The sequence below is a fragment of the Sphingobium cupriresistens genome, from assembly GCF_004152865.1.
GTDB classification, from domain to species: Bacteria; Pseudomonadota; Alphaproteobacteria; order Sphingomonadales; family Sphingomonadaceae; genus Sphingobium; species Sphingobium cupriresistens.
In genome coordinates this window covers 56,510-78,179 of sequence record NZ_SEOO01000010.1, presented here as the reverse complement: position 1 = coordinate 78,179, position 21,670 = coordinate 56,510, and the positions used below count along the sequence as shown (strand labels likewise).

At 63.1% G+C, this 21,670-nt stretch carries 17 protein-coding genes; 5 read left to right on the top strand and 12 right to left on the bottom strand.

The window, feature by feature from the left end; all coding sequences use genetic code 11:
* Window positions 1-10: 10 nt before the first annotated feature.
* Complete coding sequence (locus EWH12_RS08125; RefSeq protein ID WP_242495990.1) at window positions 11-664, bottom strand: TetR/AcrR family transcriptional regulator; 654 nt, start codon at window positions 662-664, stop codon at window positions 11-13.
* Between the two features lie 78 nt (window positions 665-742).
* On the opposite strand from EWH12_RS08125, the gene EWH12_RS08120 reads away from it, so the two are divergent.
* From EWH12_RS08120 to EWH12_RS08110, 3 genes are all read left to right on the top strand, one after another.
* On the top strand, window positions 743-1,681 hold the full coding sequence (locus EWH12_RS08120) for a Rieske 2Fe-2S domain-containing protein (RefSeq protein ID WP_129926255.1): 939 nt from the start codon (window positions 743-745) through the stop codon (window positions 1,679-1,681).
* 14 nt (window positions 1,682-1,695) lie between these two features.
* Window positions 1,696-2,769 (top strand): aromatic ring-hydroxylating oxygenase subunit alpha, encoded by a 1,074-nt coding sequence (locus tag EWH12_RS08115; RefSeq protein WP_066607822.1) that lies wholly within the window; start codon window positions 1,696-1,698, stop codon window positions 2,767-2,769.
* Window positions 2,770-2,830: 61 nt separating this feature from the next.
* Window positions 2,831-3,907, top strand: coding sequence for an LLM class flavin-dependent oxidoreductase (locus tag EWH12_RS08110; RefSeq protein ID WP_066607820.1), 1,077 nt, complete (start codon window positions 2,831-2,833; stop codon window positions 3,905-3,907).
* A 60-nt stretch (window positions 3,908-3,967) separates the two neighbouring features.
* Here the strand turns inward: EWH12_RS08110 and EWH12_RS08105 are convergent, their stop codons facing one another.
* The 9 genes from EWH12_RS08105 to EWH12_RS08065 all read right to left on the bottom strand — a co-directional run bounded on the left by EWH12_RS08105 (window position 3,968) and on the right by EWH12_RS08065 (window position 17,907).
* A complete protein-coding gene (locus tag EWH12_RS08105) occupies window positions 3,968-5,635 on the bottom strand; it encodes an FAD-dependent oxidoreductase (RefSeq protein ID WP_129926254.1) in 1,668 nt (555 codons plus the stop codon).
* Between the two features lie 35 nt (window positions 5,636-5,670).
* Window positions 5,671-6,591 (bottom strand): TIGR03619 family F420-dependent LLM class oxidoreductase, encoded by a 921-nt coding sequence (locus EWH12_RS08100; protein WP_066607816.1) that lies wholly within the window; start codon window positions 6,589-6,591, stop codon window positions 5,671-5,673.
* Window positions 6,592-6,673: 82 nt separating this feature from the next.
* Window positions 6,674-7,330 carry an NADPH-dependent F420 reductase gene (gene npdG, locus EWH12_RS08095; protein WP_129926253.1) on the bottom strand — a complete coding sequence of 219 codons (657 nt, stop codon included), beginning with the start codon at window positions 7,328-7,330 and terminating at the stop codon, window positions 6,674-6,676.
* Window positions 7,327-8,157, bottom strand: coding sequence for an SDR family NAD(P)-dependent oxidoreductase (locus EWH12_RS08090; protein WP_129926252.1), 831 nt, complete (start codon window positions 8,155-8,157; stop codon window positions 7,327-7,329). The genes npdG and EWH12_RS08090 overlap by 4 nt, the downstream gene beginning before the upstream one ends.
* The gene (gene cofH / locus EWH12_RS08085) at window positions 8,154-10,493 is read right to left on the bottom strand and encodes a 5-amino-6-(D-ribitylamino)uracil--L-tyrosine 4-hydroxyphenyl transferase CofH (RefSeq protein ID WP_129926251.1); all 2,340 of its coding nucleotides are present in this window, start codon (window positions 10,491-10,493) and stop codon (window positions 8,154-8,156) included. The genes EWH12_RS08090 and cofH overlap by 4 nt, the downstream gene beginning before the upstream one ends.
* A 69-nt stretch (window positions 10,494-10,562) precedes the next feature.
* The gene (locus tag EWH12_RS08080) at window positions 10,563-12,896 is read right to left on the bottom strand and encodes a TonB-dependent receptor (RefSeq protein ID WP_207212375.1); all 2,334 of its coding nucleotides are present in this window, start codon (window positions 12,894-12,896) and stop codon (window positions 10,563-10,565) included.
* A 221-nt stretch (window positions 12,897-13,117) separates the two neighbouring features.
* Window positions 13,118-14,212: a CaiB/BaiF CoA transferase family protein gene (locus EWH12_RS08075; RefSeq protein WP_129926249.1), complete on the bottom strand. Its 1,095-nt coding sequence runs from the start codon at window positions 14,210-14,212 to the stop codon at window positions 13,118-13,120.
* Entirely contained in the window at window positions 14,212-15,141 is a 930-nt protein-coding gene (gene kce / locus EWH12_RS08070; protein ID WP_129926248.1) for a 3,5-dioxohexanoate:acetyl-CoA acetone transferase, read from the bottom strand. Before kce ends, EWH12_RS08075 begins: the two co-directional genes overlap by 1 nt.
* A gap of 81 nt (window positions 15,142-15,222) precedes the next feature.
* Complete coding sequence (locus EWH12_RS08065; protein ID WP_242495989.1) at window positions 15,223-17,907, bottom strand: winged helix-turn-helix domain-containing protein; 2,685 nt, start codon at window positions 17,905-17,907, stop codon at window positions 15,223-15,225.
* Between the two features lie 221 nt (window positions 17,908-18,128).
* Between EWH12_RS08065 and EWH12_RS08060 the strand changes: the two genes are divergently transcribed.
* Both EWH12_RS08060 and EWH12_RS08055 read left to right on the top strand, forming a co-directional pair.
* Window positions 18,129-19,130, top strand: a complete 1,002-nt coding sequence (locus EWH12_RS08060; RefSeq protein WP_066607798.1) for a quinone oxidoreductase family protein — start codon at window positions 18,129-18,131, stop codon at window positions 19,128-19,130.
* Window positions 19,127-19,903, top strand: a complete 777-nt coding sequence (locus tag EWH12_RS08055) for an SDR family oxidoreductase (protein WP_129926247.1) — start codon at window positions 19,127-19,129, stop codon at window positions 19,901-19,903. The genes EWH12_RS08060 and EWH12_RS08055 overlap by 4 nt, the downstream gene beginning before the upstream one ends.
* 54 nt (window positions 19,904-19,957) lie before the next feature.
* Here the strand turns inward: EWH12_RS08055 and EWH12_RS08050 are convergent, their stop codons facing one another.
* Together EWH12_RS08050 and EWH12_RS08045 are read right to left on the bottom strand one after the other, a co-directional pair.
* Window positions 19,958-20,785, bottom strand: a complete 828-nt coding sequence (locus EWH12_RS08050; RefSeq protein ID WP_066607793.1) for an SDR family NAD(P)-dependent oxidoreductase — start codon at window positions 20,783-20,785, stop codon at window positions 19,958-19,960.
* 18 nt (window positions 20,786-20,803) lie between these two features.
* Window positions 20,804-21,658, bottom strand: a complete 855-nt coding sequence (locus EWH12_RS08045) for a MaoC/PaaZ C-terminal domain-containing protein (RefSeq protein ID WP_129926246.1) — start codon at window positions 21,656-21,658, stop codon at window positions 20,804-20,806.
* Between the last annotated feature and the right edge of the window lie 12 nt (window positions 21,659-21,670).

The window sequence follows — 21,670 nt, the reverse complement described above, 5'->3', positions numbered from 1 at the left end:
GCAACGCGGGTCAGCGAATGGGCGGAAGCAGCGCGGCGAGAAGAAATCCTGCCAGTCGTTCGGCTTGCGCGGTGGCGTGGATGGCATCCACTTCCCGCCCCGCACCGATCCGCTGCTGCATCGGCACCGCACAGAAATAATAGCCTACCCCCTGCACCAGCAGCGCCATGAGCGCCGCGGTAGACAGGTCATGCACAGGCCGTTGCCGCTTCACTGCGTCCAGCAGGTCGTCCAGGCGGCGCTGGAACGGCAGCACGAAGCGTTCAACGATATGGTCGAGTCGCCAGGTCGACCGGCACCCTTCGACATTGGTAAGCGACACAATGTCTCCGTTGCTGGTCGCCCACAGACAAAAGCGCTGGATCAGATGGCGCAGCCTGACTTCGGGATCGGCCGGCTCGTCGAAGGCCGCTTCGACGAAAGGGGACGCCTGCGCCATGCGCCAGTCGACCGCGCGCACCCACAGATCCTCCTTTCGCCCGAAACGGACGTTGAGCAGATTGTGGCTGACGCCCAGCCGTTTCGACAGGTCGCGCAGCGTCGTGCCCTCATAACCACGTTCGGCGAAGGTAGCGAAGGCCAGGCCGAGCAGCCGGTCTTCGTCCACAGCCTGAATAGCGTTGAGTGCGGGGCGGCCGCGGGCGCGCTGGGGTCGATCGAGCATCTGCTGATCCATAGTGAAAAGACGTTGACATATAAATTGTCATACGTCAATTTAATCGCAGGAGAAGGAAATACCGCTATGAGTCTCGCTACTGATCTTTGGTGGGCCGTCGCACGGTCGGAGGAAGTGACTTCCAAAAAGCCGCTGTCGGTCGATATTGGCGACCAGCCGGTCGTGCTGTGGCGCGACAATCAGGGGATCGCCCGCGCGCTGGAGGACCGTTGCCCCCATCGCCGCGCGCCGCTTTCGCTGGGCTGTGTCCGCGACAATGGGCTGATCCAGTGCGGCTATCATGGCTGGAGCTATGACGGCGAAACGGGGCGGTTGAAAGAAATCCCCAATATGAAGGATCAGCAGAAATTTCCGCCGATCTACAAGGCCAATGCCTTTGGCGTCAGCGAACAAGCGGGTTTCGTGCGCGTATGCCTCAATCCCAAGGCCGAAGCGCCGTTGAGCGCCGATCCCAAATATACCTATGTCGGCACCGTCAACGTCAGTTGCAGCCATCAGGAATATCTGAACGCCCTGTATGACGACCCTGCGCTGGTCATCGCCATTCGCGGCGTGCGATTCAGCCCTTATCTGATGGCCGAACTGCATGAAGAAGGCGGGATGTTGGTGATGGAGCGCAATTGCCAGTGGAATCCGCTGCACTGGCCTTCGCATTTCGTCGCCGAATTTCCGCTGACGCTTCTGACCCGCACGCATCCATCGACCGGCGAGACGCAACTGACGCTGCGCGACGATCAGTTTAATGATCTGCTCCATGCGGTGCTGTCGCCGGTTCCGTCGGCGCGCGGCGTGACCGCCGTTCGCTGGCGGGCTGAAATGGGGGTGCGCCATCCGGGCGTCCGCGGCGCGATCTTGCGCGGTATCAACCCCCTGTCGGTCCTTGCCACCATCGACGGGTCGAAACTGCGGACCACCAAGCCGACCGTATCGCTGCATGGCGAAGATTTGCGCGCCACCATGCTCGACGCCCCGCATAGCGCCCAAGACCAGACCCAGGCCGCCTGAAGGAGGATTTGAAGATGTTGGAAGTCGCCGACCGCCCCGTCTCGCCAGACGACAATGCCCCAGCCTCAACCGGGGGCAGCCCGATTGCGATGAATGTCGTCAATCGTTGGGTGCCGCACAATATCGTAATGCTCGACAGCTGGTTTCCGGTCGCACATGACTATTCCGTGAGCGGCAAGCCGGTCCGCCGCGCCATCTATTCGCACCCCATTTTCCTGTGGCGCGACAATGGCGTTGCAGTCGCCAGCGAATTTCACCCCAATGAACGGATCGCGCGCGACAAGAGCGCGCATACCGATGCGCGCGGCCGCTACCCGGTCATGGAACATTATGGCGTTGTGTGGGTGTGGTTGGGCAATCCGCTGGCCGCCGATCCGCGCCATTTGCCCAGCCTGCCCTTCCTGCCGCCCCAGGGTGGACTGCCCCGCCACATGACGGCGACGGTCCGCTTCGAAAGCTCCGCGCCGATCAGCCTGGAAAATCTGATCGACCTGACCCATGCCGATTTCCTGCACGCCGACGTGGTGGGCGATGAACGGTCGGACAGCGAGACGGTGGAAACCTATTATGATAGCGAAACCGTCACTATGGTGCGCACCTGCGTCAACAAATCGGTCGCGCCGGTGATGAAATTCTTTAGCGGTATCAAGCAGCCGACCCAGAATGTGCGGCAGGTGATCCGAATCTATCTGCGTTCGCATTGCGCGATCGCCTATGGCCGGTTCAGCCCCGGCGACGATGTGCCGCTGTTCCATCCTTGCACCCCCGAAACGCGCGATCGCACCCGGATGGAGATGGTGATGAACACCAGCAACGCCGGGCGGATGTTCCGCCATGTCATGCCCAAGGCCGGGTATAAGGTGTCGCGGCAGGACAGCTATATGACCTCCCCGCAAAGTCCCCGCTATATGCGCCATACCGACCGCAAGGATCTGCACAGCAAGTTCGACCAGGCCGGGCAGCGCTATCGCATGGCGATGATGGAACTGGCCGAGCGGCAGGCGAAGGGCGATTTTGCCTATCGCGACAATGTGAGCGACGATTGCAGCGAAATCATCGGCCTGCGTAAGGAACTGTTCCAGTTCTGATACCCCCCTCCCCCCTGAAGGGCGGACCCTCTGGTCCGCCCCGCTTTTTTCAGGAACAGAGATGACATATCCGGTCAATGCCGTCGGTGGCGAGCGCCGCTGGTGGGGCGTTATGCCGACCCTGCCCGCGCCGATGATGGCCGGGATCGGTCAACAGATGGAGCAGGTCGGTTTCGAAGGCTGTTTTTCGCTCCAGATTTACGGCCCTCCCTTCGTGCCGATGGCGGCCACGGCTGCAACGACCAGCCGTCTGAAGGTCGGCACCGGCGTCGCGATCGCAGGCACACGCAGTCCGGTCGAAACCGCCTATGCCGCAATGGATGTCGACCGGATTTCGGAAGGGCGCTTCGTCCTTGGTCTTGGTTCCAGCATCAAAAGCTGCGTCACGGGCATGTATGGCGAGCCCGAACGCAAATTGCTCACCCATCTGCGTGAAAGCGTCAAGGTGATCCGCTATGTCATCGCGAACGCGCATAAGGGACTCGATCCGATCGCGGGCGAATATTTCACTGCGGATTTCGCCGAAATGATGGTCACCGCGCCACCTGTTCGCACCGACATTCCGATTTGGATCGCCGCCTTGCAGGACAAGATGACGGCGCTGGCGCTGGAGGTCGGCGACGGGCTGATGGTCCATGCGCTGTGGTCGGCGGCCTATACCCGCAGCAAGCTGCCCTTTATCGAAGCGACCCTGGCGCAACACGGGCGCGCGCGCAGCGACATAGAAATTAACGCCTGGCCATGGATCGCGGTCAACGACGACAAGCAGAAGGCGATTGACGACAGCCGCGCGACGGTCGCGGCCTATTCGGGCTACAAGGAATATGAGCCGTTCTTTGAGGCGATTGGCTTTGGCGACCAAGCCCGCGCCTGCCAACTCAGCCTGGGCGAACATGGCGACATCGCCAATGTGGTTGGCAATGTCCCGGACGAGATGGTCGAAGCGTTCGTGACCTGCGGCCCGGTGGACGAGGTGCTGGAAAAGATCGAACCTTTTTGGGACGTTGTGGATTCGCTCTGTCCGATGACGCCCTATCGCGATCTGACGATGGAGCAGATGACGCAATATAATGCGGGTCTGTACGCGCTGGTCGCCACGGCAAAAGCGCGGGCCGGAGCAGTCGCCGAACCAGTTTGAGAGGCGGATAAGTAACAGGCCCGCGCTATTACCGATAGCGCGGGCCTTGCCTTGTGCCGGTCAGGCGGGAACCAGCGCCTCGGCCCCGAATGCGGCCATCGCCTGCCCGGCGATATAGCCGGTGACCATGGCCGGACCGACATTGCAGCCATGGGCGGGCGACTTGCCCCGCCAGATCGAATTGGCGTCGAGGCCTGCGGCATAAAGGCCCGCAACCGGCGCGCCACCGGTGCCAATCACCCGACAATGCGCGTCGATCTTCAAGCCCACCGTGGTCGATCCATCACCGGGATGGATCTTGATCGCATAGAAGGGCGCCTTCTCGACACGGCCCAGGCACGGATTGGGTTTGTGCTTCGGATCGCCGATTTCGATGTCAATCTGGGTGTCGCCCTTGCCGAAATCGGGGTCTTTGCCTGTTTCGGCATAGCGGTTCATCTTGGCCACGGTCGAAAGCAGGCCGTCGCCATCGACACCGATCTTGTCGGCCAGTTCGCGCAAAGTGGGTGCCTCGATCACATAGCCTGCCGCGATCAGCTTTTTGAGGCCGCCACCACCCGGCAGCACCATCCCCATGCCATAGGTTTTGACGAAATGCGCGTCGCCGATGATGTGGGCCGGCACCGTGCCGGTGGCGTGCATCGCCTCTACGAAATGGACCGAGGCTTCGTTGCCAAAGCGCTCGCCCTTCGCGTTGACGGCGATGCAGCCGGGTTTCGACATGTCGATCAGATGGGCGTAGCGGGCGACATAGCCGTCTGGCCGGGTCATGGTCGATACGACCGCCCAGACCGCGTTGACGAGGTTGTCGCCGTCCAGCGACGCGCCAACCTCCAGGCCCATATTCATGCCGTCGCCGGTATTTTCATAGGGCAGGATCGAGACATGCTGCTCCGCAAACGGAATATAGGCTTTGCGCAATTGTTCGCTGGCGGAAAAGCCGCCCGCCGCCAGCAGCACGCCGACCCTGGCCGCGATCTCTTCGCCATCCACGCGCACGCCGGTCACGCGGCCATCACTGACCAGCAGGCGATCGACCGCCGCGTCCTTGCGCAGGGTGATGCCCGCGTCGAGCGCCGAGCGCAGCAGCCGCGCGACGAGCGCATTGCCCATGGTCAGCCGCGTACCGCGCGGGTAGCGGCGCAGCTTGTCGGCACCGAACTTCGCGGCCAGCTTACCGAAATGGAACAGGGATTTGGGTGATGGCATCGTCGCCAGATAGGGCAGATCGAACAGGTCGATCATGAAGCCGCCGGGGGCGTTGAATTCCTCACGCGCGGGGCGCAGGTCGGCGAAATGCGCGCCGAGCAACTTGCCGTCATATTCCTGGGGCGAGAGGAGACGGCCCTGGTCGGCGGCCCCTGCGATGTCGGGATACCAGTCGCTGCTGGGCGGGGAAAGGAGGAAGCGGACCGCGCTGTTGCGTTCCAGCCAAGCGACCATGGCCGGTGCCGTATCCAGATAGGCGTCGATCAGCGCCGGGTCGGCGCTCGGCCCGATGACGTCGAGCACATATTGGCGGGCAACCGCCGCGCTGTCATCGACGCCGGCGGCCTGCGCCTGCGGGCTGCCCGGCACCCAGATGCCGCCCCCCGATATGGCGGTCGTGCCACCGAAATGCGCGGCCTTTTCCAGCACCAGCACCGACAGGCCCGCCGCAGCGGCCCGCAGCGCCGCCGTCAGGCCCGCCGCGCCCGATCCGACGACGACCACATCATATTGGGTCATGATCTACTCCGATTCAGTATGCGGGTGGGCAATGCTCACACCTTGGGCATGATCTCTTCGGCCACCCAGTGCAGCCGTTCGATATATTCGGTGAGGCCCGTCATGCCCGGTGGCAGCGGCACGATCGTTTCGTTCACGCCCAGATCCTTCAGCCAGCCGATCTGGTCGATGATCTTCTGCGCATTACGGGTGCCGGGCGCGCGGGGATCGTCCATGATTTCGTGATGGGCGCCGACATTGAGCATTTCGAGCGCGAAGAACAGGTCGATCGGGCGGCCATCATAGGTCGGCTGGGTGCGGATGAGGTCGAGGCATTGGGGGAATTTTTCGGGCGGGGTGCGGAAAGGCGACCAGCCGTCGCCGAATTTCGCGACACGCTTCAAGACCGGTTCCGCGTCGCCGCCAAACCAAATCGGCAGGCGCGGCTGCTGCACCGGCTTGGGCGCGAAGCCGACATTCTTGAAAGAAACAAATTCGCCCTCGAAGGTCGGCGTGTCGGACGTCCACAACTCGATGATCGCGGCGACATATTCGTCCGCCATGCGCCCGCGATTGTGGAAATCGACGCCCAGCATGTCGAATTCCTCCTTCAGCCAGCCGACCCCGAACAGCGCGGTGGCGCGGCCGCCGCTCAGCCAGTCGAGCGTGGACCAGGCCTTAGCCTGCACGATGGGGCTTTGCAGCGGCAGAATGGAGACGGACGAACTGACCCGCATTTTCGCGGTGCGCCCGGCAAGGAAAGCCAGCGCAACGGTGCCATGGACATAATGGTCGCCCGACAGCGCGACATGTTCCTGCGGGATGATGAAATGCTCGCCCAACATACATTTGTGAAAACCCAGATCATCCGCGATCTTGAGCACATGGCCTATGTCATCGCCGGTCAGCGCATGTTCCCATGGTTGCGTCATCGCCGCGACGTGCATCGAATTGGGCACACCGATGTTGAGCTTCATTCCTCTATCCCCTTGGTCACTTATGCCGGACAAAATGGCGCACCCGGCGCCACCCTCGCACCTTCCGCCCGGAAGGGGGCGGTCAATCGGCGGGCGGGATCAGGTCGCCGGTGATGCGGATGCCAGCGCCATCTACCTTGTAGGTCTTGTTGAGAAAGATGAGGATGGACGTCAGCGCTTCGGCCGCGGCGGCATTGCACAGCGCGCCGCCATGCAGGCCGCGCAGGCCCATCGCGTCGGCCAGCGCCACGACCTGACCACGCGCCGCCTTGTCATCGCCGAACACCAGCACGTCGCAGCCGACATCGACATCCTTGGCCAGCTTGTGCGCGGCGACATTGTGGAAGGCCGACACAAGCGTCACGCCCCCGCCCAGCGCTGCCTGCGCCCGCAGCGCAGCGGAGCCTTCGGCGGGAAGCTGCACGCGCATCACCTTGGGCGGGACCAGCGGGACCGTGGTGTCCACGACGATCTTGCCCGCGACATGGGGCGCGATGTCGCGCAACGTCGCGTCCTGCGCGGCAAAGGGCACGGTGACGATGACGATGTCCGCCCCCGCCGCCGCCTCGATATTGGTCGCGCCCGAAAGGCCGTGGCCAAGCTCTGCGGCCGCCTTTTGCGCGCCGTCGGCGCTGCGCGACCCGATGACGACGGGATAGCCCGCGCGGGCGAGGCGCCAGGCGATCGCCGCGCCCAGATTGCCGGTGCCGCCGACTACGGCGATAGCAGGAAGGCTCATGCCGGTGTCCCCGTCTGCATCGCGGCGAAGCGCATCATGTCCGCATAGACCGCCGAATGGGATGTGAAGCCGCCATCGGCGACGATCGACGCGCCGGTGACATAGCGCGCCTGATCGGACGCGAGGAAGGCGACGACTTCGGCGATATCTTCGGGGCGACCCAGATAATCGACCAGATTATGTTCGGTCATCAGCTTCTGGGCCTCCAGCGGCATATTGTCATCCAGCGCTTCCGTCATCACCAGCCCGACCACGACCACGTTGGAGCGGATGCCCTGCTTGCCATATTGGGTGGCGATATATTTGGAGAGGCCCAGCATCCCGGCCTTGGTCGTGCCATAAGCGGGATAGTCGAGGTCGCCCGCCAGCCCCTTGCCGGAGCCTGTGAAAACGATCGACCCGCCGCCTGCCGAAAGCAGATGGGGAATGGCGTGCTTGGCGCATAGCATCGACCCGCGCAGGTTGGTGGCGAAGGTGCGGTCCCAGAAAGCGACGTCCATGTCCGCGATCAGCGCGTCTTCGTGCATCAGGCCGGTCTGGGCGGCGTTGCTGTGCAGGATATGGAGACCGCCGAAATGGTCGACCACCCTGGTTATGCCCGCCGCGATCGAGGCTTCCTCCATCACGTCCATGGCGACGGCCAGCGCCTGCCCGCCTGCGGCGGTGATTTCTTCCACGACATGGGCGAGCCGCGCCTCGGTGCGTCCGGTGATCGCGACCTTCGCGCCGCGTTGCGCCATCATCAGCGCGGTGGCGCGGCCGATGCCGCTGCCGCCGCCGGTGATGATCGCCACCTTGTCCTTCAGGGGGTGCAACAGATCGGTCATAGAGACTCCGTGATGTGGGTTTGCCGGGGCAATACCGGCTCGTAAAGGGTGGTGCGCTGACGCACCGGGCGGCCGACCGAAGCGGCCAGCGCGCGCATTTCCGCCGGGCCAAATTCCTGGCCGTTGACGCCGCCCGCCGCGCGGGTGATCGATTCATCCATCAGCGTGCCGCCCATGTCATTCGCGCCCGCATTCAGGATCGCCGCCGCACCCTCCGGTCCCATCTTGACCCAGGACACCTGGATATTGGGGATCAGCGGGTGCAGCACGATGCGGGCGATGGCATGCATCAGCACCGCCTCGCGATAACTTGGTCCCGACCGGGCCAGCCCTTTGCGCCAGATCGGCGCTTCCATATGGACGAACGGCAAGGGTACGAATTCGGTAAAGCCGCCGGTCTGTTCCTGCAAGGCGCGGATGCGCAGCAGGTGGCGCGCCCAGTGGCGATAGCCCTCGACATGGCCGAACATGATCGTCGCGGTGCTGCGCAGGCCGATGCCATGGGCGACGCGCATCACCTCGATCCACTCGTCCGCGCTGACCTTGTCCGGGCAGATCAGGGCGCGGATTTCGGGGTCGAGTATTTCGGCCGCGGTGCCGGGCAGCGTGGAGAGGCCCGCCGCCTTCAACCGCGCCAGATAATCCTCCAGCGGCAGGCCCAGCGTCTGCGCGCCATGGGTGACTTCCAGCGGAGAGAAGGCGTGGATATGGATATCGGGCGCGGCGTCGCGCACGGCCTTTAGCACCGCCAGATAGGTGTTGCCGTCATAGTCGGGATGGATGCCGCCTTGCAGGCAGACTTCGGTCGCGCCGCGATTCCAAGCTTCCGCCGCGCGCCGCCCGACCTCGGCATAGTCGAGCCGGTAGGCGGGACCGCGCATCGCCTTCGTACTGCCCTTGGAAAAGGCGCAAAAGCCGCATTTGTAGAGGCAGATATTGGTATAGTTGATGTTGCGGTTGACGGCATAGGTCAGCGTCTCGCCAACGCTCTCCTGCCGCAGCCGATCAGCTTGGGCGACGATGGCGGCAAGGTCATGGCCCTCCGCATCGAACAGGGTTACGATGTTGCGCTCGCTCAGGCGCATACCCGCTTCGGCGTCGCGCAGGATCGCCTGCACCGATACCGACGCCTGGCCGGCATCGCCTCCGGTCAGCGCAGGCGCGGCATCGCCATGTCCGGCCGCCCAATCGTCGGGCTTGGGCAGGCCACGTCCGTCGATAGCGCGCAGGATGTTGGTCGCGACCGCGGGGGCGGCCCAATCCCGTGCCGCCAGCGCATAGCGTGGCCCGATGGCGAGCCGCTGGGCCAGCGTGCGGCCAGCGGCGCGGGTAGCCTGCGCCAATGTCTCCAGATGCGGCCAAGGCGCTTCGGGGTTCACATGGTCGGGCGTCACGGGCGACACCCCACCCCAGTCATTCACTCCGGCCCGGATCAGAGGGGCGAGATCGACCTGGTCGTGCAGGTTGGGCGGCGCCTGGATCGTCATCTCCGGCCCCAGGATCAGCCGCGCGGCGGCGATCGCCCACAGATGGTCGTCGAGCGCCGGTTCGGTATGATCGGCCATCCGCGTGCCGGGCTTGGCTCGGAAATTCTGGATGATGACTTCCTGAATATGGCCATATTGGCGATGTAGATCGCGGATGGCGACGAGCGCTTCGACCTGTTCGTCGCGGGTATCGCCGATGCCGATCAACAGCCCGGTCGTGAAAGGCACTTTGGCGCGGCCCGCCTCGGCGATCGTGGCCAGGCGACGCGCGGGCTCCTTGTCGGGCGAGCCGAAATGCGGCCCACCGCGCGCGCACAACCGATCGGCGCTGCTTTCCAGCATGATGCCCATGGATGCGGCATGAGGCCGCAGCAGGGCATAATCGGCCGCATCCATCAGGCCGGGGTTGAGGTGGGGCAGCAGGCCGGTCTCTTTCAGGACCAGTTCGGCCATTTCGGCGAGATAGGACAAGGTCGAAGCGTGGCCCAGCCTGGCAAGCGCCTCGCGCGCAGCCCCGTAGCGGTCTTCGGGTCGGTCGCCCAATGTAAACAAGGCTTCCCGGCATCCCGCCGCGACACCGGCGCGCGCGATCGCCAATACTTGCTCACGGTTGAGATAAGCGTCTCCCGCCTGCGCGGGGGTGGTAGCAAAAGTGCAATAATGGCAGACGTCGCGGCATAACTTGGTCAGCGGGATGAACACTTTGCGCGAATAGGTGACGCGCGCGCCATGCCCCTCCACCGTCAATGCCTGTGCGGTCGTCATCATCGCGTCCAGACTAGTAGCACGCAGAAGGGCGCTGATGTCACCAGCGCCTGCTTCCCAGCGATGAAGATCGTCCAAAGTCACATCCTACTCCGCGCTTATGCTACCCCATCGCGGCGGCGGAGTAGAGCCTGTCCACTCCGCCGCCCATATTCAGAACCGATATTTCGCGCTGACGCCCCAGGTCCGCGGTTCCCCGGCATAGACCGAGCTGAGCGGGAAAGAGGCGAGTAGCACACTCGACGCGGAGAAATATTCCTCTTTGAAGAGATTTTTGACGAATACACCCAAGTCCAGGCCCGTTCCACCGATACCGCGCCAGTCGAGCCGGGCGTTGGCCAGCTTGTATCCGGGCAGCTTCTCACCGTTCTGACCACCGAAATCGTCGGTCATGAACAGATCGGCGTTGAAGGCGAGGTCGCCATCGGCTGGCCTGACGGGCAGGATCCAGCTGACGCTGGCGGTGCCGGAAAAGGTCGGCGAATAGGTGTTGATCTGAGCCTCGCCCACGGTAACCGCAGCCGGCAGGCCGGCGGGAACATCGACCTTTTCGACCTTCACGTTAGTATAGGCGGCATTGAATGCGACGGTCAGGTTGCGGCTGGGACTGATCGACGCTTCCAATTCCACACCCCAAATCCGCAGATCGGCGACATTCGCCGCCAGCGAACCGTTGGTCGGCGAATCCGGCGTACCATTGGGTACGATCGTCTGGGTGTTGAGGAATTGCAGCGCATTCTTATATTTGCTGTAATAGGCGGCCAGGTTCAACCGACCCCGCGCCGACCCGATATGATAGTCATATTTCGAGCCAACTTCGATGTCCGTGATCGTTTCTTCGTCGGTCTTCTGAAACGGGCGCAGATCAGGGCATATCCCGCCCGTAGCCGCGCAGGCAGCGTCGGTCCCGCCGGTCGTGAAAGGGGTTTCGAACAAGGGCGTGTTGATATTCACGCCGCGATACCCCCGGCGCGATGAAATATAGAGCAACCAGTCGGGCGTCGCCTTATAGTCCAGGCCAATGGTCCAGCTTGGCTCCTTACCCTTGTTGGATACGGTGCCGACGCCGTCGGCCAGACCCAGATTCGCAGTCGCAAGACAGGTATCTTCGTCTACATAGCTGGTACCGATTGTGCCGCCACAAGCCGACACCTTGTCCCAGCTGTAGCGCGCGCCAAGGTTCAACTTGAGCTTGTCGGTGATTTCGTAGCCGATCTGACCGTAGACCGCCCAATTCTTGTTACGGACATGGGCGCTAACTGCCGGGGCAGGCACGCCCCCCACCGAAAAGGCGGTAAATTGCGATCCGGTCGGCCCGGCGGACCTGTCGTCATTATAGAATATGCCGGTAATGAAGTTGAACGATCCGAAATCGCCCAGCAATTGCGTTTCGTTGGTCAGATATTGACGATCCAGCACGGATGCGGCGTTGAACAAAGTAAAGGGGACCGCCGCCGGGAACGGCGCGGGCAATCCGGTCGGGATCGACAGGTTCGGCAATGCGCCGGTGTTGATGAGCTGGTCGCTGAAATTCTTGCGGAAACCAAAGATATTGCGCAGAGTCAGATCGCCGAAGCTGAACGAGGTGTCGTTGGTGATCGACGTGGTCTTGCGGAATGCCCGCCCGCCATTGATACCGCCGTCGAACGAACCCCGGCGATTGGCGCGCTGCGTCTGGAGCGCCGCCTGCGCCTGCGGATCGAGCACGCCCAGACCAAAGGCGGCCAGCGGAAAATTCTGACGCAGCAGATATAACCCGCCGGCCAGTTCATCGCTTTTGAAATATTCGTAGACGGTCGTGCTTTTCAACCCCTCAACCGGCTCCAGCAGCAGCGAAAGGCGGAAGGCGTCCTGCTTGATATTGTCGAAGCCCGGCCCACCGTCGAACGCGATCGTCCGCGGATCCTGTCGCCGGATCTGGCCGGCCGCGCGAAAGGCGACCTTGTCCGCAATGATCGGAATGTTGATCGCGGCTTCCACTTCGCGATAGTCGAAACTGCCGTAAGTGCCCTCGACATAGCCTTCAAATTCATAGGTCGGCTTCTGGCTGCCGATCACCACCGCGCCGCCCAGCGTGTTGCGGCCAAACAGCGTCCCCTGCGGACCTTTGAGCACCTGTATGCTGCCGATGTCATAGGTCGGCACGTTGGAGCCGACGGACGGCAGCGGCGTATCGTTGAGATAGATGACCACGCCCGGCGTCACTTCACCCAGCGGCAACTGGCCGATGCCGCGCAGCGTCAGCGCCACATTGTCCTTGCCCCCTTCGGACGAGAAGGTGAAGCCCGGCGCGATCGTCTTGATGTCGCTGACCGTCTGGACCGTGCTGCGTTCCAGCGCTTCGGTGGAAAAGGCAGCGATGGAAACCGACACGTCCTGTAACCGTTCTTCGCGACGACGCGCAGTCACGACGATGTCGCCGCCGCTTGCGCTTTCGGCCTGCGGCGCAACGCCAGCGGCATCCTGCGCCCAAATCGGAGTCGCCATCGGTGCTACGGTCGACAAAAGGGCCAGTTTAAAAAAGCCGAATTTCATTCTCTCTCTCCCAGGATCATTGGGACCACCTGTTCTTTGCGCAGGCATCGTCCCGACGGAGCATAGAGGCCTTTGCGGCCGTTTTTCTCCACCTACCTTTCGGCAGGAATCATTGCACAGTTACAAACAAATCTGTCTATCGTTGTATTTATGGCGCAGCCGTCACAGATCGCTCAGGCCCAGCGGCGGACAAGGTCGGCAATGTCTGCGACCGCCGGTTCGGCGATCGCGCCCGACGTGCGATCAAGCCGTGGCGCAGGCGCGGGCTGGGCGCTTCCTCCGCGTTGGACAAAAGTGCCGCGCGCTCGATTGTGCGGATGTTCCGGCGCTTCGCCCATCGCCAGAACAGGGGTGACGCAGGCATCGCTGTCCGCAAAATGGGCGGCCCATGCGTCGCGCGGCCGCGTGGCGAAGGCGGCTTCGAAATCGGCTTGCATCGCGGGCCAGCCCGCCCGGTCATTCTGGTCGTACCGCCGATGGCCAAGACCAAGACCCTCAACCATCTGTGCGAAGAATTTGGGTTCCAGACAACCGACCGCGACATGCCGCCCATCCGCGCAGGCATAGCAGCGATAGAAAGGCGCCGCGCCATCCAGCAGGTTCGAAGCCGGTGCGTCCGTCCAAAGCCCCTTGGACTGCCATGCGTAAAAAAGGCTCATCAACGACGCCACACCGTCCGTTATGCAAGCATCGACCACCTGCCCCTGCCCGGTCCTTTGCGCCGATAACAGGGCGCTGAGCAGGCCGAAAATCAGGAACATCGCTCCGCCGCCATAGTCGCCCACCAGATTAAGCGGCACAAGCGGCGGCGCCCCTTGCGCGCCCATCGCGTGCAGCGCGCCGGTGATCGACAGATAATTGATGTCATGCCCCGCCCGCATCGCCATCGGACCAGATTGGCCCCATCCGGTCATACGGCCAAACACCAGCCGGGGATTGCGCGCCAGGCAAATGTCGGGACCCACGCCAAGCCGTTCCATGACGCCGGGCCGATAGCCTTCGATCAATCCATCAGCGCACGCGATCAGGTCGAGCAATCGTGCGCGGTCATCCTCCCGTTTCAGGTCCAGATAGGTGACGGTGCGGCTGCGATGCAGAATGTCGCCGCCGACATCCTCCCAATCGCCTACGCCCGCAGATGGCGGGCGCGCCACGCGCACGATTTGCGCCCCCATGTCCGCCAGCAGCATCGCCGCCAGCGGCACCGGGCCGATCGCGTCGATTTCGACGATACGGATACCCGCAAGAGGTCCGGATGGCTGCGTCATCAGATGCTGGTCCGATCCGCACCCTTGAGGTCGAGAATGGCGCGCGCCTCGTCCGGGGTAGCGATTTCCAGCCCCATGCCTTCGATGATCTGCCGCGCGGTCGCGACCTGTTCCGCATTGGTCCGGGCCAGGCGACCGGGACCGCCCCATAGCGAATCTTCCAGCCCCACGCGCACATTGCCGCCCATCGACGCGGCCATTGCGACGATGCTCATCTGGCGCGCGCCTGCGCCCAGCACCGACCATTGATATTGATCGCCAAACAGCCGGTCGGCCGTGCGCTTCATGTGCATGATGTCGTCGGGATGGCTGCCGATGCCACCCAATATGCCAAAGCAGGTCTGGATGAACAACGGCGCCTTCACCAGTCCGCGATCGAGGAAATATTTAAGGTTATAGAGATGGCTGGTGTCGTAACATTCAAATTCGAACCGCGTGCCGAGCGGCGACAGCGTCGCCAGCAGATGCTCGATGTCCGCATAGGTATTTTTGAAAACCAGATCCCGCGACGCTTCGAGCGCGGCAGCTTCCCAGTCATGCTTGAAATCCTTGAACCGGTCCAGCATAGGAAACAGGCCAAAGCCCATCGTCCCCATATTCAGGCTGGCGACTTCGGGGGCGAATGTCTGGGCCGGGCGGATGCGTTCCTGCACGCTCATGGACGGATGGCCGCCGGTCGTCAGGTTGAGCACCGCATCGCTGCGCTGCTTGATAACCTGAAGGAAGGGCGCGAACAGGTCGGGATTCTGGTCGGGGCGCCCGTCGACGGGATTGCGGGCGTGTAGGTGGATGATCGCCGCCCCGGCCTCCGCCGCGCCGACGGCCGATTCCGCGATTTCCTGCGCCGTCACCGGCAGATAGGGCGACATGGACGGCGTATGGATTGCGCCGGTGATGGCGCAGCTGATGATGACTTTACGTTTGGCCATGATGGTTCCTTTCACGCAGCAGCGCGATGGCAGGCGCCCTGAGGCGCGCAATCTATCCTTCGATAGGCGCAGGACAAGCGATCAGGGCAGGATACCCAACTGGCGCGCGCGCAGCACCGCCTGCGGCCGCCGCCGCACGCCCAGCTTGTCATATATCTGCTGCATATACCATTTGACCGTGCCTTCGGTCAGTCCCAGCCGGTCCCCGATTTCGCGGTTGCGCAAACCGCCGCTGACCATGGTCAATATGTCAACTTCGCGATTGGCGAGGCGGCCGGTCAGGCCGAAATCATCCTGGTCATCCTCATCCGTTTCGATCTGCGGACCACTGCGCATCATCGACACCAATCGCACGGCGAAACGGTCAGCCGGGGTTTCCAGTTCCGGTCCCTGCGCATAGGCTTCGGTCAGTAGCGACGCGATCACTTCGCCTTCGTCGATGAAGGTGCGGACCCAGCCCGCCGGTTCGGCCATTTCCACAGCGGTGCGAACCGCCCGACGCGCTTCGGACCGATTGCCCTGCAACACGGCGATTTCAGCCAGCAGCAGTTCGAACGTGACCGCCGATCGCACAGCGCCTGCCCGCTTGACGAATTCCAGCCAGCGATGCGCGACCTTGCGCGCCCGGCCAAGCCGATGCCGCTGCATTTCGATCCGCAGCCAGGCGATCGCGATACTCTCGTTGCGACGGGTGGGGTGCAGCGTGGGGACCGGTTCGCCATCCAGTTGCGGATCGCCCGCCGCGAAATGCTGCTCTGCTTCCTCGATCTGCCCCGCCTTGATGAGCAAACGGACTTCTTCGGCCACGATGAACGCCCGCATCCGGTCCAGCCCACATTCGATCGCGACCAGATGCGCGTCGTTGAGCGTCGTGAGCGCGCCGGGCAGATCGCCACGCGCCGCGCGCAGACGGGCGTTGACGATATAGCCCGACGCCATCTGGTCCGCAAAGCCCCATTGCCGCACGACCGGCAGATGGCGTTCGACCAGATCGGTCGCACTGTCCATATCGCCAGCATCATAGAGAAGTTCCGCCATCGGCAGCGCGGGCAAGGCGGCAAGGCCCGATCCTTCGCCGTGTATCTCCCTGGCCAGCGTCAATGCCTCGTCCAGAAAACGATGCGCCAGTTGGGTCTTGCCCTGGGCCATCAATGTCGGGGCGACCGATGCCTTGAGCGCGATCGAAGCAAAGTCCGATCCCGGACGGGACAAGGCGCGCCGGGTTTCCGCCTCCAGTTTGAGCATGTCCTGAAAATGATAGAGTTCGCGGCGCGCCGACATCAGCTGCGCCAACAATGTGCAGCTCAGATAGGCATGGCTTTCGGCCATTTCGGCCAGCAGCGGCTCGGCCTCCGCCTCCACATTGACCATGTCGTCGCGCGCCGCGGCCAGCATCACGAGCCGATGTCGGATCATCAGGTCAAGCTGTTCGCTTTCATGGGCGGACATCGCATCGCCCTGACTGCGCGCATCATGGATCGAGCGCGCCGTGGCAATCAGCCGGTCGGCAGCGGCGAAGGATAATTGCCGTATCCGTCGCCACGCCAATGCCAACAACAAATAGGGATGCTGCGCCAGCACACTCCAGGGCAGATCCGCGCTCAGTTCGTCAATTCGGTAGAGATAGCCCGAATAGGTCAGCCGTTCGGCCAGCCGATCCAGTTGCGCGGCCAGGAAGCCCTGGTCCCCGCTCAAGCGCGCATGTTCGATCGCCGTTACGATGTCGCCGGTCTCCGCGAAATGGTTGCTCGCGCGGCAGTGCGTCATCGTGGCGCGGGCGGGCGCACGGTCCATCAGGCGACCCAGCACCATCTCGCGGAACAGGCGATGATAGGCGTAGCGGCCATGTTCCTGATCGACGGCGTTGAGAAACAGTCCCTGACGAAAGACATGATCCAGCATCACGCGCGCGTCTTCGTCTCCGGTGACCGCTGCGCAGGCCGACGGGGTCAGTTCGTCGAGGATCGACGTGTCGACCAGAAAGCGTCGCACATGGTCCGGCTGAAGGCCCAGGACTTCCTCGTGGAAATATTCCGCAAACTCCGGGCGCAGGCCGGTCAGCCGCAGATTGCCGCCGCCCTGCATCCCGCGCCGGTAGAGGTCGCACGCGATGACGACGCCCGACACCCATCCCTGCGTATCTCGCACGATGTCCTGCAAATCGCGCGAATCGATCGGCGCGCCGATGCTCTTAGTCACCAATTGGGTAGCTTCAGCCAAGGTGAAGGACAGATCGCTGTTGCCCACTTCGACCAGAAAGCCGAGCGCCCGCATCCGCGCCAGCGGCAGGCCGACGACGCCGCGCGCCGCCACGATCATCGTCAGCCCGTCGCGCGCGCTTGACGACAGTTGCGCGATGAAGGCGATGGTCTGTTCGTCGAGCAATTGGGCGTCGTCGATGATGATGACGGGCCTGGGTTCCACGACCGTCGATAACGTCCTGAGCCAGACCGCGTCATCGGCATCCCCGGCAAGGTCGGGCCAGTCGAGACGCAGAGCATTCCCCGCGGCCTTGAGCGCCAGCAGGAAGGATGTCTTGTTGCCGATGCCGGCCCGCGCCGCCAGCCACAGCACGGGCCGACCTTGCGCCCGCAGCCTTTCCGCCCAGTAAAGCATCGCCGTCGTCTTGCCGCTGCCAGCGGGGGCGGACACCATGGTCAGACGCGCTTGGGCGACCTTTTCGGTCAGGGCGGCCAGCGCCGGACGCTCGATCAGCGTCGGCGTTATCCGGGGCGGCAGGACGATCGTTGGGACCACAGCCATCATTCTCTCCTGTTCGTGCTGCGTGGCACGATTCGTTTTATCGTTCTAAATATATTCTGACCTGTGAAATCCTAAATGCAATCCCCTTTTCCTATCCTCAGATAGGTCATCATTCGCGCCAGATATTGTCCTGGGGAAACCTCAAGGCTGCGTCGCACACGCGCCGTCCATGAAAAAGGCAGGCGACCCGAACCGCCGGGCCGGCACATCAGGAAAGGTTGACCATGAAGGCCCTGTATCTCGAAAAGATCGACGGACCCGATTCCGTCGTGGTGGCGGACGTCGAAACGCCGGTGCCAGGGCCAGGCGAGGTCCGCGTCGCGATAAAGGCCGCGTCGGTCAACCACCGCGAATTGTTCATAACCCATGGCCAATATCCCGGCATGACCGTGCCCGTCACGCTGGGTTGCGACGGCGCGGGTGTCGTGGACATGATCGGAGAGAGCGTTTCGGGCGTCAGCGAAGGCGACGAGGTCGTCCTCTATCCTGCGCGCAATTGGGGTTCCAACCGCCACGCGCCCGCCGCCGATTTCGGCCTGCTGGGGATGCCCTTTGCTGGCACCATTGCCGAATATATCTGCGTGCCGGTCGAAAATCTGGCGCCAAAGCCTGCATTCATGAGCTTCGAGGAAGCGGGCGCCATGCCGTTGACGGCGCTCACCTCGTGGCGGGCGCTGATGTTCAAGGGGCGGTTGCAGGCGGGCGAAACGCTGCTCATCAGCGGCGTGGGCGGCGGCGTCGCCACGTTCGGTCTTGCCTTCGCGGTCGCCAAGGGCGCCAATGTCTATGTCACGGGCGAAAGTCAGGATGTTATAGACCGCGCCATCGCCATGGGGGCCAAGGGCGGCCTGCTCTACACCGATCCCGACTGGCGCAAACAAGTCGGCAAGCTGACCGGCGGCATCGACGTAGTGCTGGACGGCGCACCTTCGCCCAGCTTTTCGAACTATGTCCGCGCCATCAATCCAGGCGCGCGCATCGTCATCTATGGTTCGACGGCAGGGAACGAGATCAAGTTCAACGCGACCGACATATTCCTGAAAAGCGCCAGCATCGTCGGCAGCCAGGTCGGCGATCCGCAGGATTTCCAGGACATGCTGGCCTTTGCGGATGAACATAAGATCAAGCCGGTGATCGAGGCGTCCTATCCTTTGGCGCAGGCCAAGGAAGCGCTGCTCCACCTGCGCGACGCGCATAAATTCGGCAAAGTCGTGGTGACGATGTGAGCGACCTGTTCAGTCTTGCAGGCAAGCAGGCGCTCGTCACCGGCGGTGCGCAAGGGCTTGGCCGCATGATCGCCGAGGGGCTTCTGCGCGCGGGCGCAACCGTGGCGATCACATCGCGCAAAGCCGATATTTGTGAGGCCGCGGCCAGCGAAATGTCGGTACTGGGAAGGTGCATCCCCCTGCCTGCCGATCTGTCTACGCCGGAGGCGGCGGTCGATCTGGTGGCGCGCTATCGCAATACGATGGGCGCGTGCCACATCCTCGTCAATAATGCGGGCAAGACCTGGGGCGGCGATATAGACAATTTCCCCGACAAGGCATGGCCAGGCGTGATGGCCGTCAATGTACAGACGCCTTTCACCATGGTGCGTGAATTGCTGCCCGAATTGGGCGCCAGTGCGACTGCCGACGATCCTGCACGGATCATCAACATCGGTTCGGTCGCGGGCATGAAGACGGAGCGCTTGAACGCCTATAGCTACGCCGCCAGCAAGGCCGCCGTTCATATGATGACGCGCGACCTGGCCGGGGACTTGGCCGCGCGCAACATTACCGTAAATGCAGTCATTCCAGGCTTTTTCCCCACGAAGATGACGGCGCATATGCGCGACGACGACAATGTCGATCCGGGGCTTCTAGCCCATATCCCGCTGCGTCGCCTGGGCAAGCCGGACGACATCGCCGGTATCGTCATATTTCTGTGTTCGCGGGCAGGCGGCTATGTGACGGGCGCGCAAATTCCCGTGGATGGCGGCGTGGTCGGTTGCGGCTGAATTGAAAAGAACGAGAGGGGCGGTCGCGATGCCGGTTCGCCGCCCCCTTCCTCCCTATAATTGCCAGCCGCCACCCGCAACGATCACCTGGCCGGTGATATAATCGGCTTCCGGCAGGCACAGCAGATAGACAGCGCCCGCCGCTTCCTCCGGCGTTCCGGCACGGCCCAGCGGAATACCTTTTTCCATCGCTTCGAGAATTTCGTCGCTGACCCCGGCCTTGATGTCCTTGCCCTTGACATTGATGGTCGAACTGCCGGCCTCCCCTGCGGTCATCCGCGTCATGATCGCGCCGAAAGCAACGGCGTTGACCGTGACATTATAGCGCCCCCATTCCTTCATCACGGTCTTGGTCAGGCCGACGATCCCGGCCTTCCCCGCGGCATAGCCTGCCTGCCCGGCATTGCCCCCCAGCCCCGCGACCGATGAGATATTGACGACCGTGCGACGCTGCGCACGGCCATGTTCGGCAATTTCCGCCTTGGCCGCAGTGGCGATAACCGGTTGCGCGGCGCGCAGGATGCGGAACGGGGCGCTCAGATGCACGTCCAGCATCGCCATCCATTGTTCGTCGCTGGTCTTTTGCAGCACCGAGTCCCAGGCGTAACCGGCATTGTTAACGATGATGTCGATCGTGCCGAAGGCATCGACCGCGGCGGCCACAAATTTTTCGCCGAAATCCGCCGCCGTCACATCACCCACGCACACCACGGCACGCACACCCAGCGCCTCGATCTCCGCCGCAGTCGCCTGTGCGACATCATTGTCCAGGTCGTTGACTACGACATGCGCGCCATTGCCCGCCAGCTTGAGCGCGATCGCCTTGCCGATACCCCGACCGGAACCGGAAACCAGCGCGATCTTACCGTCCAATATTTTCACTTTGCTTCCCGTTCTTCTTCAAAATCCGGCGACGCACGCACGTCCGCCATCCATTACCACGACGCTGCGGTCGGGGATGCTTGCCCGAAACAATATGTTATCGCCATCGCGCCAGATTTCGGTCCGCACCGTTTCCCCCGGCCAGACAGGTGCGGTGAAACGTGCACTCATCCCGGTCAGCAGCGCCGCTTGGCCGCCGCAGCACAAGTGAACCAGCGCCCTGCTGACCAGCCCCATCGTCGCCAGCCCATGCAAAACGGGTCGATCAAACCCTGCCGATGCCGCCGTCCCTGCATCGACATGCAGCGGATTGCGATCCCCGGTCAGGCGATAGAGCAGCGCCTGATTGATCGCGGTCGGCAGATCGAGCAAGGCATGGGCCGGTTCGTCGGGCATCGTCGTCGCCATTTGGCCCGGCAAATCGCGCGGACCGCCAAAGCCGCCCGCGCCGCGCAGCACCCAGATTTCCTCCATCTCCGCGATCACCAGATCGGTCGGGGTCATCAGGGTCCGCTTGGCGCGCACCAGCGCAGCCTTGCCCGGTCCTTTGTCGGCGACATCGCCAATCTCTATCCGGCCATGCACCAACTGGCCCAGTTCCAACGGACGCAGCAGCCGCAAACTCTGCTCCCCGTGCAGGATGCGCGGCCAGTCCCAGCCCAGTTCGCCCGCCATCGGCCAGAAACCCGGTGTCCCCAGCACCAGCGCCATCGTCGGCAGCACTTCAAGGTCACGCTCGAACAGCAGATGCTGCTCGTCGATCGCACCCAGCCCGGCACCCACGCCCAGCGCGTAAAGGATGGCGCTGCGCGGATCGCAAATATCTTCCGCCGCCGGGACAGCAAAGGCCCGCAAACGATCAAGGTTCAACATCGGCACTCTCCC

What these genes read in the sequence shown, in the direction of transcription:
- EWH12_RS08125 (WP_242495990.1), bottom strand. Translation starts at nt 664, where the DNA reads ATGCTCGATCGACCCCAGCGCGCCCGCGGCCGCCCCGCACTCAACGCT.
- EWH12_RS08120 (WP_129926255.1), top strand. Translation starts at nt 743, where the DNA reads ATGAGTCTCGCTACTGATCTTTGGTGGGCCGTCGCACGGTCGGAGGAA.
- EWH12_RS08115 (WP_066607822.1), top strand. Translation starts at nt 1,696, where the DNA reads ATGTTGGAAGTCGCCGACCGCCCCGTCTCGCCAGACGACAATGCCCCA.
- EWH12_RS08110 (WP_066607820.1), top strand. Translation starts at nt 2,831, where the DNA reads ATGACATATCCGGTCAATGCCGTCGGTGGCGAGCGCCGCTGGTGGGGC.
- EWH12_RS08105 (WP_129926254.1), bottom strand. Translation starts at nt 5,635, where the DNA reads ATGACCCAATATGATGTGGTCGTCGTCGGATCGGGCGCGGCGGGCCTG.
- EWH12_RS08100 (WP_066607816.1), bottom strand. Translation starts at nt 6,591, where the DNA reads ATGAAGCTCAACATCGGTGTGCCCAATTCGATGCACGTCGCGGCGATG.
- npdG (WP_129926253.1), bottom strand. Translation starts at nt 7,330, where the DNA reads ATGAGCCTTCCTGCTATCGCCGTAGTCGGCGGCACCGGCAATCTGGGC.
- EWH12_RS08090 (WP_129926252.1), bottom strand. Translation starts at nt 8,157, where the DNA reads ATGACCGATCTGTTGCACCCCCTGAAGGACAAGGTGGCGATCATCACC.
- EWH12_RS08080 (WP_207212375.1), bottom strand. Translation starts at nt 12,896, where the DNA reads ATGGCGACTCCGATTTGGGCGCAGGATGCCGCTGGCGTTGCGCCGCAG.
- EWH12_RS08075 (WP_129926249.1), bottom strand. Translation starts at nt 14,212, where the DNA reads ATGACGCAGCCATCCGGACCTCTTGCGGGTATCCGTATCGTCGAAATC.
- kce (WP_129926248.1), bottom strand. Translation starts at nt 15,141, where the DNA reads ATGGCCAAACGTAAAGTCATCATCAGCTGCGCCATCACCGGCGCAATC.
- EWH12_RS08065 (WP_242495989.1), bottom strand. Translation starts at nt 17,907, where the DNA reads ATGATGGCTGTGGTCCCAACGATCGTCCTGCCGCCCCGGATAACGCCG.
- EWH12_RS08060 (WP_066607798.1), top strand. Translation starts at nt 18,129, where the DNA reads ATGAAGGCCCTGTATCTCGAAAAGATCGACGGACCCGATTCCGTCGTG.
- EWH12_RS08045 (WP_129926246.1), bottom strand. Translation starts at nt 21,658, where the DNA reads ATGTTGAACCTTGATCGTTTGCGGGCCTTTGCTGTCCCGGCGGCGGAA.